The organism is Pseudobutyrivibrio xylanivorans (assembly GCF_008935055.1).
Taxonomy (GTDB): domain Bacteria; phylum Bacillota; class Clostridia; order Lachnospirales; family Lachnospiraceae; genus Pseudobutyrivibrio; species Pseudobutyrivibrio xylanivorans_A.
Window position 1 is genome coordinate 3,271,160 of record NZ_CP043028.1, and the last position, 11,341, is coordinate 3,282,500.

At 37.1% G+C, this 11,341-nt stretch carries 15 protein-coding genes, 1 tRNA gene, 1 pseudogene and 1 other annotated feature (1 of these 18 only partly in view); of the genes and pseudogenes, 2 read left to right on the forward strand and 15 right to left on the reverse strand.

Features of this window, described 5'->3' with window-relative positions; all coding sequences use genetic code 11:
• Positions 1 to 73: 73 nt before the first annotated feature.
• A complete protein-coding gene (locus FXF36_RS14610) occupies positions 74 to 700 on the forward strand; it encodes a DUF6088 family protein (protein WP_151625349.1) in 627 nt (208 codons plus the stop codon).
• Entirely contained in the window at positions 684 to 1,586 is a 903-nt protein-coding gene (locus FXF36_RS14615) for a nucleotidyl transferase AbiEii/AbiGii toxin family protein (RefSeq protein ID WP_151625352.1), read from the forward strand. Before FXF36_RS14610 ends, FXF36_RS14615 begins: the two co-directional genes overlap by 17 nt.
• Positions 1,587 to 1,955: 369 nt before the next feature.
• Here FXF36_RS14615 and FXF36_RS14625 read toward each other — a convergent pair whose 3' ends face one another.
• The 15 genes and pseudogenes from FXF36_RS14625 to FXF36_RS14700 all read right to left on the reverse strand — a co-directional run bounded on the left by FXF36_RS14625 (position 1,956) and on the right by FXF36_RS14700 (position 11,009).
• Positions 1,956 to 2,435: a YbaK/EbsC family protein gene (locus tag FXF36_RS14625; RefSeq protein WP_151625354.1), complete on the reverse strand. Its 480-nt coding sequence runs from the start codon at positions 2,433 to 2,435 to the stop codon at positions 1,956 to 1,958.
• Positions 2,436 to 2,560: 125 nt separating this feature from the next.
• Positions 2,561 to 2,929 carry a zinc ribbon domain-containing protein gene (locus FXF36_RS14630; RefSeq protein WP_151625356.1) on the reverse strand — a complete coding sequence of 123 codons (369 nt, stop codon included), beginning with the start codon at positions 2,927 to 2,929 and terminating at the stop codon, positions 2,561 to 2,563.
• Between the two features lie 6 nt (positions 2,930 to 2,935).
• Complete coding sequence (locus FXF36_RS14635) at positions 2,936 to 3,148, reverse strand: hypothetical protein (protein ID WP_151625358.1); 213 nt, start codon at positions 3,146 to 3,148, stop codon at positions 2,936 to 2,938.
• A 36-nt stretch (positions 3,149 to 3,184) separates the two neighbouring features.
• A complete protein-coding gene (locus FXF36_RS14640; protein ID WP_151625360.1) occupies positions 3,185 to 3,820 on the reverse strand; it encodes an MBL fold metallo-hydrolase in 636 nt (211 codons plus the stop codon).
• Positions 3,821 to 3,861: 41 nt separating this feature from the next.
• Positions 3,862 to 4,210, reverse strand: a pseudogene (locus FXF36_RS16950) (ATP-binding protein); the annotation flags it as partial.
• Positions 4,211 to 4,233: 23 nt separating this feature from the next.
• A complete protein-coding gene (locus FXF36_RS14650) occupies positions 4,234 to 5,403 on the reverse strand; it encodes a hypothetical protein (RefSeq protein ID WP_151625362.1) in 1,170 nt (389 codons plus the stop codon).
• A gap of 1 nt (position 5,404) precedes the next feature.
• Positions 5,405 to 5,812 carry a hypothetical protein gene (locus FXF36_RS14655; RefSeq protein WP_015549251.1) on the reverse strand — a complete coding sequence of 136 codons (408 nt, stop codon included), beginning with the start codon at positions 5,810 to 5,812 and terminating at the stop codon, positions 5,405 to 5,407.
• Between the two features lie 175 nt (positions 5,813 to 5,987).
• Positions 5,988 to 6,707 carry an NUDIX hydrolase gene (locus tag FXF36_RS14660; protein WP_151625364.1) on the reverse strand — a complete coding sequence of 240 codons (720 nt, stop codon included), beginning with the start codon at positions 6,705 to 6,707 and terminating at the stop codon, positions 5,988 to 5,990.
• Between the two features lie 43 nt (positions 6,708 to 6,750).
• Positions 6,751 to 7,173, reverse strand: coding sequence for a hypothetical protein (locus tag FXF36_RS14665; RefSeq protein ID WP_151625366.1), 423 nt, complete (start codon positions 7,171 to 7,173; stop codon positions 6,751 to 6,753).
• A gap of 52 nt (positions 7,174 to 7,225) precedes the next feature.
• Positions 7,226 to 7,684, reverse strand: coding sequence for a 2-thiouracil desulfurase family protein (locus FXF36_RS14670; RefSeq protein ID WP_151625368.1), 459 nt, complete (start codon positions 7,682 to 7,684; stop codon positions 7,226 to 7,228).
• A 71-nt stretch (positions 7,685 to 7,755) separates the two neighbouring features.
• Positions 7,756 to 7,878, reverse strand: a complete 123-nt coding sequence (locus FXF36_RS16955) for a HepT-like ribonuclease domain-containing protein (protein ID WP_317617414.1) — start codon at positions 7,876 to 7,878, stop codon at positions 7,756 to 7,758.
• A gap of 284 nt (positions 7,879 to 8,162) precedes the next feature.
• On the reverse strand, positions 8,163 to 8,747 hold the full coding sequence (locus tag FXF36_RS14685) for a 50S ribosomal protein L25 (RefSeq protein WP_151625370.1): 585 nt from the start codon (positions 8,745 to 8,747) through the stop codon (positions 8,163 to 8,165).
• Between the two features lie 350 nt (positions 8,748 to 9,097).
• Positions 9,098 to 10,294, reverse strand: coding sequence for a type II toxin-antitoxin system HipA family toxin (locus tag FXF36_RS14690; protein WP_151625372.1), 1,197 nt, complete (start codon positions 10,292 to 10,294; stop codon positions 9,098 to 9,100).
• The gene (locus tag FXF36_RS14695) at positions 10,281 to 10,568 is read right to left on the reverse strand and encodes a helix-turn-helix domain-containing protein (RefSeq protein ID WP_243143528.1); all 288 of its coding nucleotides are present in this window, start codon (positions 10,566 to 10,568) and stop codon (positions 10,281 to 10,283) included. The genes FXF36_RS14690 and FXF36_RS14695 overlap by 14 nt, the downstream gene beginning before the upstream one ends.
• A 370-nt stretch (positions 10,569 to 10,938) precedes the next feature.
• Positions 10,939 to 11,009: transfer RNA gene (locus FXF36_RS14700), tRNA-Trp, on the reverse strand.
• A 317-nt stretch (positions 11,010 to 11,326) separates the two neighbouring features.
• Positions 11,327 to 11,341 (reverse strand) — a sequence feature (most likely nonfunctional fraction of RNA operon) (it continues 893 nt past the right edge of the window).

Below are 11,341 nucleotides of genomic sequence, written 5' to 3' on the forward strand. Positions count from 1 at the left end.
ATATTCTAATAACATGCTAATATATACTTAACGAATTATATTATATATTTCAGATTGTTAAGGCGGTGATGATATGATATACAACTACATAAAAGATAAATATAAAGAAGGTGAGCCAATCTTCTTCTCAGATATATATGATGGCACCATTTCAAAGCCAGCCCTTACCCAGCAACTATCAACGCTATGCAAAAAGGGGTTGCTTGTTAAGTATGATAATGGCATTTATTATATTCCAAAGAAAACCAGGCTTAAATCAGCAGTTGGACCAACAGCAGATACCGTTGCCAAATATAGGTTTATAGTCAAGAATGGAAAGGTTGATGGATTCTATACTGGAAATACCTTTGCAAATCAGATTGGCATCTCTACTCAGGTTCCTCATGTAGTTGAGATAGTAAGTAACAACACTAACTCAGCCCCTAGGGATGTTATCATTGGTAACAGAAAATTTAATGTAAAAAAACCACTTACAACCATCACCGATGAAAATGTTTACATATTACAAATGCTGTATCTATTGTCGGATTTAGACTCATATTTAGATTATGATTATGAAGAAGCCAGACAATGCTTTTTGAAATTTATTGAATCACATAACATAAAAAGAAGCGACGTGGATGAATATATAAGGAAGTTTCCACTTACAGCATTCAAATTTTATTATGAATTGAGGTTAGACAATGTACTTGCACAATGATAAAGAATTATTTGGCGATATTGTCGCCCTTACTGCAGAAAAGATGGGTCAAGCCCAAGATATCATAGAGAAGGATTACTATGTCACAATTATCCTCAGGGAGCTTTCTTCATGTGATTATCCTATCTGCTTTAAAGGCGGCACTTCTCTTTCGAAGGCCTTTGGAGTAATAGATCGTTTTTCAGAAGATATTGATATCACATTCACTGAGCATTTAGGGAAAAGCAGAAGAAAGAATCTTAAATACGATATCTTAAAATCCATTGCAGATAAATTAGGATTTACAATAGCAAACTGGGATTCTATTGAAAGTAATAAAGATTACAATCACTACGATTTTGCATATAGCTCCATAGTAGATAATCCTTTTTTGACTACATATGTAAAGCTGGAAACTGCCCTAATGTCTTATGCTTTTCCAACCGAAGAGAGAATGATAGGAAACTATATCTATGAAGCTTTAAAAGATGAGGAACCCGAATTAATTGAAGAGTATAATCTTCTGCCATTTCCTATGCAGGTGCAATCTTTAGAGCGAACATTGATTGATAAGCTGTTTGCTTTATGTGACTACTACATTCAAAACAAAGCTGCAAGAAACTCACGCCATCTATATGATATTTATAAGCTTGGACAGCAAGTTGCAGTAGATGAAAATTTCAAATCTCTTGTCACTGAGGTTCGTAATCATAGATTAGAAATAAAAGATAATGTAGCTCCTTCCGCCGAGCCTAGCGTAAATATAGCTGCAACAATCAAAGAATTTTGTGATAAAGATTTCTACGAAAATGATTACGAGCGTACCACCAGAAACCTTATTTCTGATGAGATTTCATATCAAGATGTGAAGGCATTTATAATGGAGTTTACAAAAGATATTTTTTAATCATACGTCAAATTCGTGAAAGTTTTGTCACTGGAACCTAATTCATTGCAACAGGTTTCCATACAAAAAAATACAATGCTTCAAGGCACCCCTCAAAGCATTGTAAATTCTAGATGTATGCATATAATACCTCTTTCCCATCGGCGTAGCCGATCTCCATCCTTCCTTGCTCGCGTCAGCGAGTGGTCTGTGGAGCTCGGGCAGACCTGGGCCTGGAAGGCCCTGCTAGGGATGGTCCCCTTACTTGTGTCCTTTACTTTTTTTCTAAAGCTATTGTATCAATTCCAAGACCTGAGCCCTTCGCTCCATCTGAAAGGTACAACTTTTGAAGTTCCGCAGTATCTTTCATAGGTTCAAACCTGGCAAATCCTATACATCATCTTCCCAGCCTTTACAAATATCTACCCATCCTTCAGCTCCAGATGCTTTCTCAAGCTCTGCTGGAGTAATCTTTACGGATGTATACTCGTTGCCTCCTGCAGGATGAACATATTCGAATCGCTTCATAGAAACATCCAGCCAGATTGGAATATCCTCAGGCACAGCAAAAGGACAAACACCACCAGGCTGAAAGCCTGTAATCTCCTGCACCTGATCACGTGGAATCATATGAGGCTTGGTATGAAAGTAAGATTTAAACTTTGAGCTGTTCACCTTGCCATCGCCAGCCATAACAACCACAACCGGCTTTTCATCCACTACAAATGACAATGTCTTCGCAATCTCTGGCTCGCTACAACCAATCTGCTGAGCAGCATGCTCCACCGTATCAATAGTCTCTGTATGCTCAGTGAGCCTGTCCCCCAGAGACTTCTCATCTAGGAATGCTTTTACCTTCTCATTAATCATCGCTATACCTCCATGTTAAATTCAATTATAGCGAAGCAATGCTATTAGCAGGAAATAAAAGATTTCTATTGCTAGTTATAAATCTCATCTATAATCTGCCAAAACCATTTTCTCTACTAAGAACGCTAAAACCTCAACCCACACTTTGGGCAATAATCAAAATCTTCAGCTGTCTCATAGCCACAATTTCTACAACGCTTAAAGAAACCTCTGCCCTGGCTCACCTTGGTTAGATCCTGTGGTTTTATTTGAAGCTCTTCTCCTGCGGCTATTCGCTTTCCTATCTCCGGATCAAGTTCATAGACTGTACCACAACAACTCATCTGAACATAATATCTTCTATTCCATTTGAATGTAGGAATAAAGAAAAGCGATAAGACTGTATATATCGTGAAGACCTGATATCTTCCATACTTTCCACAGCTATCGCATATTACGGTCTGACTAAAATCAAAGTCTTTGCGACCATCAGTAATTCCCATTATAAAAAACATAAGCCTCTACTTTTCCTTAAAAATCTCATTATCCTTATCAAAGAATACCCAGTCGCCTTCATTGATATCCTTGGCCAGCAGCTCTGCGTCTGCCACCTCCATATCAATCTCCTGTCCTGTCTCGTCACGTAATCGGAGCAACACCTGAAACTGATATCCCTCTGGTCTCTCCTCACAGCCATAATCTGCTTCTTGGATTCTTTTTACAATGTACTTCAAGCTAATTTCCTTCTTTCTAACTTATTTTTCCCTCTACTATATCCTTACTTCAACCTTTACAGGCAACTTTACTAACCTAGAAAACTCTTCTCCCGCATTCTTAGAAGTTCCAGTTATCAGACCATAATGAACAGGAATAGCCACTTCTGGTGCAATTGTATTGATTAGTTCAGCTGCCTTCTTTGCATCCATAGTATAAGTTCCGCCAACTGGCACTAGGGCAATATCGCAGTTTACGGCTTTAGCCTCTTTAGTAGCATCAGTATCTCCCGCTACGTAAATACGTTTTCCATCTACAGAAATGATGTAGCCAACCCAACCAGCACTCTTTGGATGAAATGGTTTTAAAATATTATACGCAGCAACAGTTTCAAACTGTAATCCTTCTACTTCATAACTTGCACCAGGATTAACATATTCAATCTTGCCCACCACTGCTGCAACTTCCGCTGCCTTGCTTTTCATTTTTTCAGGAACAACTAACACTGTATTCTTATTAGCGACCTTTTCAATGGCTTCTGGCGAAAAGTGATCATAATGGTCATGAGTAACTAATATAAATGCAGCATCACGAGGTGTTTCATCCATCTCAAATGGATCTACATAAACCGCCCTGTCTCCAACATCAATGCAAATACTGTTGTGCTTAAATACTTTAATCTTATCTGTCATTAGTGTACCCTTACTTAGCAATAAGCTGTTATTATTTCACATTAAGAATCAAGGCTATTTTCATTCAATAAAAAGTCAAACAGTCCCATAACAGTAATCCCCTGTTCATTTTGCCATACTGGTGTATTTCCACTAGTAATTATAATCTTTTTAAATGAATCTGGTATTTTGATTAGTGATGCCTGTTCCTGATCTATTTTCTCTTGACTTGGCAATGCATATGCTGACTGAATATAATATCTCTTGCTACCTTGATTGACGACAAAATTGACGAAAATTCAAAAGAGCATTTCTCAACCCCAAATCTGTATAATAGTACTTAGACGGCGTACTTATGTATTTACGCCCCTTAATATCATATCTTTCGCCTTTTTGTATAACAAAGCTTTCCATGTAATGTTATTCAATTATCCTTAGAATCTTATTGCACTCAAATTTTCTCCATTAGCAAATCTTTCATACATATCTATTTTTCGTAGATACATTTCTTTTACAAACTTAATTCGTTCCTCACTAACTTGAGAATCTTTGTGGTACATTTCTTCAATATATTCTACTTTAGGAAGTAAATTTACATCGATTAGCTTTCTGTTTTGAACATATTTTAATAGGTCTAGTTCATGCTCCCTAAATCCCTGAGACTCTTGAGATAATACAAATTTATCTGTTACTGGTACTATATCTCGTCCCACAAGCATACTCTTACCACTATCATAAATTGGAGCCATAGAGATAAACTTAAGGGTATCTGCATCACGTAAGATTGAAATATTTGTCAGATGTCTGTCTCTATTACTAAAAATAAAATCAATAAGAATTTCAAATTCCAAGTACTCTCTAACAATATTTCTATCTAACCCATTCTTATCACAAACATTAATAAAATGTTCATATCCAGAAATGTTATTAGGTTTAAGTTCACTAGTCATTACTGCATAAGCTGAAACAAGTTCTTTTTGCTGTGATGTAAACAAGCTTGATATACATCCATAATCATAATTTTTTCCATCAATGTGAAGCAACGAATATGTTACAGCATCACGACCTTGTGCTACAATCGCGTCACCAATAATAACTTCGTTTATGCTCTCGCTAGAATATATATCATGATTTCCTTTTACTAGTTTTCTAATTCCATTGTCGATAATCCAAGTCTTTTCAAGATTTCCTTGCAATGAAGAATTAGGCTGATATTCCTCAACCTCATTATCATTATAATTAATCTTTCCAAGGAGCAAATTCTCTTTAAAATCATTGTCAAAGAGGTTAACATCTTCCCAGGTTAACTCAGAGCCAATTGGCCTAATCCAATAATAATCCGTTAAACTCAACCCCAAATTATGAGTAAGATATAATCCATTTGTCTCAATTCCATTTTCCCTAAGCATCTTTTCAATCTTTCCTTGCTTAATTGGAATTGCTCTATCTCTCCACCATTCTATAATTCCTCTAGGACTTGTTCTGTTCTGCAATGGCGAAATGGCAGTATTAGACTTTTTACCAAGTTTTACGATATTTCCATCATCGCCAATTTGAAGCATCATTATTTCTTCATTTTTTCGCATAAGTGTATACATTGCCATCTTACTCACCACCTAACAATTCATTTTCATACTCGTTTTCCAACGCCATCCAAGCATAATCAGAAATATAATTTGAAGGTACATCATTCTGCTTATCCAAAACCCTAATCATTCTTCTACCATCCGAGACAAAATCAATTTCATAATGATTATCACTTGATAAAAGTAGATTTCCAGATATCCCATACTCATCACTATGTGTTTTCTCAACGAGGATATCTCCTCTGTCACGATAGATTGCCTCTATTATTGCTCTATTTACAAATTCTCCAAGAGTTTCTCCCATATCCTTGGCATGATTCTTAATAAAATCTAGATTACCCTTACCAGTACGAACTCTTATTTGATCTGTAGAATTTATATATTTCTGAGTTGCAGCTTTTTGTGCTGCTGTATATGTTGCTCCCATATTGTTCCCTCGTAATATAGATACACTATAGTTGTATGTATAGTGTATCTATATATGTAAGCATTGTCAAGAAATATCCCTATCCCTCAACAAACTCCCTCAGCAGCCTAACCGCACTACTCAAGCATTCTCTAAAATGTAAAAATAAAATCCAATGAAAAAGAGACTGACTAAATCAGCCTCTAATCCTCCTTGTTCCATTGACCAAACCAAGAATCATTCCCAACATCATTCCTGCACACATACATGTGCCAATCTTGTGAGTGGTAATTCCAATAGCCATTCCAAAAAGCATACCCATAGATATTCCTAAAGACATACTCTTAGCCACATTCTCTTGATTACTAACGTATTTACGAACTATCTCCAGCCCACCCATAGGAACGCAGAACTTCTCATCCCTCGGTGGCTGGCAAGCCTGATACACTTCCTCCAGGTCAAACCATTCCACGCTATCCAGTTCTTCCTTCTGGATAGTAAGTTTATCAATGTCTACATCTTCATCATACACATATACAAATGCAATCTCATTGTCCTTGAACATCTTGCCGTGAAATTCCTTCTCATACTGAATAGGAAATGTTCCTGCAAAATTCAAATCATCTGTATCAGCCTGAATACCAAGCTCCTCAGAAAGCTCCCTTATTGCAGATTCCAACGGCTCATCACCCGCCTGGATATGACCAGCTGATGAAGTATCATATCTGCCTGGAAAAGAGTCCTTGTTTAAAGCTCTCTTCTGCAAAAGTACCTCCGTTTTGTCTCCATTGTCACGAACCACCCATATATGAGCAGTTCTGTGTCTAACACCTTCAGCGTGAGCCTGCGATCTAGTCACTGTCTCTCCTGTAGGCTGTCCCTTTTCATCTACGATGTCAAAAATCTCTTCTGTCATTATGCACTTATCTCTTTCTACTTTTTCTTAGGTGCTAATCTCATCAATTCCTTCTAATATCTTTAATAAAGTTCAGGCTTACAACTACCATCATAACTGCCAAAATATCCGAAGCAATCAACTGTCCAATTGCAGCTGCTGGAATAGGTTGTAATGGCCACGGTTCAATAAAGCTGGCAAGACATGCTCTAAATATCCAAACCACTGTTAGGAAGAAGTAAAAATAAATCACTTCACGATTCATTGCCAATGCTCTTTTTCCTAAAACTATAAGCATGACACTTAGTCCAAACAGCAATAAAGAGAAGCAATAGTTCGTATAATCTATACCCACTATTAGGTTCTCATATTGCATCGGGAGATAGTCGTACCATTGAAACATCCATGGTACAAAGAAATGCCAAAGACCTACTAAAGCACTTATTACGACAGTTATGAAATATAGAATTCTTATCCCCTTTTTCAAAATAATTCTCCCATCACTAACTAAGTTTTATCGCGTTAATCACCGGTTCCTCCTATGGATGAACCCGCCTAATAGCTTCAACCGTCTTATACTTTTTAGCATCCTCCACATCCAACACCTTAATTCCATTCTGAATCAGCAGCTCTGCAAACACTCCATGGCCATCAATGAGCTTTCCTGTGAAACTGCCATCATAAATCTGCTTCACTCCACAAGAAGGACTTCTTGATTGAAGAATCACCATGTCTACTTTTTCATCCAGTGCTTTCTGCAGACTAAGCTGAGCACCAGTTCTAAATTCTTTATCCTTGCTTTCGCCATTTTTATTAGTGACAACCCCATTCACAATCTCACAAGGTATCCTAGGAGTAGTCAACCCACCTGCCACCTCTGGACAAACTGGAATCACCTCGTGCCCCTTTGTGTACTGTGCAATCTTCTTGCTGTAGTTGTTGCCACCATTGTATTTGCAATTCTGCCCTAGCAGGCAAGCACTAACCATGATTTTCATTCTGGTTGTCTCCACTAATTGATGTCACTTCTTCATTTGCTTTCAATTATGACAGTTTTAGCAATATTTTTCTATAAATTATCATACACTAATGTTTTATAGACAATCTTTAAATCCACCTGCCCATAATCCTGAACTATTTTATTTCGTAATCCAAATATATCTCCCCAAGTAATAGCCATCATACTTAACATTTTCCATATATTTTTATACCATCCTTTAATATTTCATTTTATTATAGTGCACTTTTTACATCTTTTATATTAGCAGGTGCAAAGGCTGTAACCATCTATAATTTCTTTTAATGTCCTAGGCTCATAATTCATCCAAGGCTTCATGCAGCCCACATTTATAGCACAAACTGGTCCTCTTTGCATATGTTCACAATTGTTCACCATGTCATCGATGCTATGCCAACTTTTGAAATGAGCAGTTAAAAAGGAGCCTCCAACTTGGAGACTCCTTACGACACTATTCCCTATGAAGCTGCCTGAGCAGAATCCTCATCCTCAGCATCAGCAACCTGATTCTTTGCTGCAATAACCTCAACAACTACTTGGTCAGCGTTTGTGGTTACATCAACTTTCTTATTCTTTGAAATAGCAAGATCTGCAACCGTTACTGTATCACCAAGTCTCAGTGAGCTACAGTCTATTTCAATCTTCTCAACTACATCTTCGGCCTTTGCTTTGTAAGCCACCTCTGATACTAGCTGCTCTAAAACACCTTCTGTAACTGCTTCCTTGTTTTCAAGAACAACCTCTGCTGTTGCATGGATAACCTCGCCTTTAACAAGCTCCTGGAAATCCATCTCTACAATCTGATGCTTGGCTGCATCATAATGTAGCTCCTTAAGTAACACATTGTACTTCTTTCCTTCCAAATCAAGGGTCATCTGAGTGTGTCCACTCTTTCTTAAGCTTTCAGCCTCTTTAACCTCGAACTGGAGTGGGATTGATTGTTCGATATCCTTACCGAACAGGTTACCTGTAACGTAGCCTTCTCTTCTCAACCTCTTTGCTTTCTTTTCCATGTCACGTCTTTGTACTCTGTAAGTATCCATTTGTCTCTTCCTCCTAAAATACAAATATTTGAGCAGGGAAATTTGCGGAATGTCGATATTCAATTGGCGTTTCGTATTTTCTCGTGTTCGACTATGTTATAGTCCTCTTCTTTAAAATAGTCAAGTCTAATATTCGAGTATTTACGGATGGCATCTACCACATGGATGATAGCCCTGATTAATCAGCTCTTCCCTTAATCCATAAGAAGCAATTTGCTCAAGAGACACTTCCACGATTTTCACTGCTAGGCCATCCTCAAGATACCTCTGGAACTACCCCTCCATCCTTTACTCGGCAGTCAAAATTTTTTGTTCCTAACTTTACATTTCTTTTATGAATATCTTATTTTTTATAGACCATTGATTTCTGAAATGCGTTCCTTGAAATGGATATGCTCTTTTGTTTTTCTATGATTTGGCTTAAGGTAGTTATCTAACATTTTTACTTTTTCTTCTATTTCCTCAAGACAATCTAAACAGAATTTTTCTGTCAATCCAGCATCACATCCAACTTTAATCAAATCTTCCTTAGTGATATCTTTTCCCTTACCATTTACAGATGTAGTATGCTCTCCCCAATATGTGTCACTGTATGTAATGTCATAAGCAGGAGCTAGCTTCCATCCATTTAAGTCCGAATGTGTGAATGAGAAATTTTTTGTATGATCGTCTCTGTTATGAGCAGCTATATTAAAGCACATAATGCGATACATTTGCTCCTTGTCATAAATTGCATCTTTTGTCAGCACTTTAGTCAATTTAAAGAATGTCTCATAATCGCATGATGGTGCGCGAAAATCAGCTTCTAATAGCGCAGCAAATGTAATTGTAAATATCTTTTCACCATCTCTTCTGTCAAAACGCTCAGTTTTAAAATATCCTTCGCATACAGTTGATGGAATCAATTCGGTTTCTGTCATAGAAATACCGCAACCCTTTGCACACAATGAATAATCAAATTCTCTTTTCCCACTTATTTCTGGATCACTCTTTGATGGAAACTTTATTATCCAGTCCCTATTGTTTTCAGAAATAAGAATTTTGGGCCTGGTTCCACCGCTAGACCCACCCATTTTAAAAAGTATATCCAGTTGATTTGATTCTTTAGATGAAAGGATATTTTCACATTCTTTAGCAATAGTATCAAAATCTAGTCCTATACCCTTGAAATCGAAATCGGATTCTTTGGACGGCAGGTATTCAAGTGCTCCCATACCATTCTTCCCTACATAAGCAAGCCTTTCTATTGTAGATATTCCACTTCTTGTTATTCCCAGTGTTTCTAAATGTCTATCTAATAATAATTGGCCCCAGCTATCAGGCAAGCTGTCTGCAAATACCCCAAACAATCCACCAAAACGCTCTAATGAACGTTCATTAGGCACAAATACATCATTTCGCAATGGCAACGAGAACGGACTTATAGAGAATCCATTTTTCTGCCATTCTGATGAGTATTGAAATGCAATTCTTTTATCTGGAGTTTCTGCAAGTGTTCCTACTTGCATCCCATGATAGTAAACATCCAGCGTTTTATTTACTCGCATTTATAACCTCCTCAATACTGGTATACACAGGTTCTGTAAAAAGTGAATTCAACTCTTGAATGACCCCCAACTCCATTGCTAGTTTTATAAAAGATTCAAGTGAAATCTGCCCTGTTTTTTCGAACTTTCGAAGTGTAGCGTAGCTAACATTGCTTCTTCCGGCCAACTCCTTTTGTGTGATTTTCTTTCTTTTACGGATACTTTTTAGCCTGCTTGCTAATCTCATAGCAACATCTGTTGGTGTATCCCATAAATAATTCATATTAACATCCATATTTTACCTCCCGTAATTGCTACTATTATATCACTATTACTTATATTTTCCAATGTTTTGCCATTATAGTAGCATTTTTTCTCGACAATTTTACTCAGCGGCTTTACTTCATATAGCTGGCTCAGCTGTTTGGATATCATAATAAAATGGGCCTCCTTGATGTTTAAAAAATTTATCATAGAAGACCCTATCTTGAATGTCTTATATTAAATTTACAGAGATTTTTTCAAAGCCTCGGATTTTTAATTGTATTTATATGTGTCATTGCATGAACGTTTACGTGACTTTAATCGGTGACTTTTGATTTATGAGCAAAAAAATAAGTGCTCATAAACGCCGTAAAATCAACGTTTATAGCACTTTAGTCAAACAGGGGACGAGAGAATCGAACTCCCACCAAAGGTTTTGGAGACCCCTATCATACCATTTGACCAGTCCCCTAAATCGTAAGCGAAAAACCCAAAATTGATTTGAGTCCCTCACCCACGCGACTTAATGATAATAACACAATATCTAGTCGCTTTCAAGAGAAAAATCACAAAAACTTCACATTTTTTTCAAATTTTTCTCATAAAAAAAGTTCTTGCAAGGTACTACAAGAACTTAATGGAGACGGAGAGATTCGAACTCTTGACCCCCTGCTTGCAAGGCGGTGCTCTCCCAACTGAGCTACGCCCCATAAAGGATTACGCTAATAACAACCTCAAAACTTCATACAGTGCTCGAGAACACGCTTACATCTCTTTTAGAATAAACCTTCGATCTATTAGTAT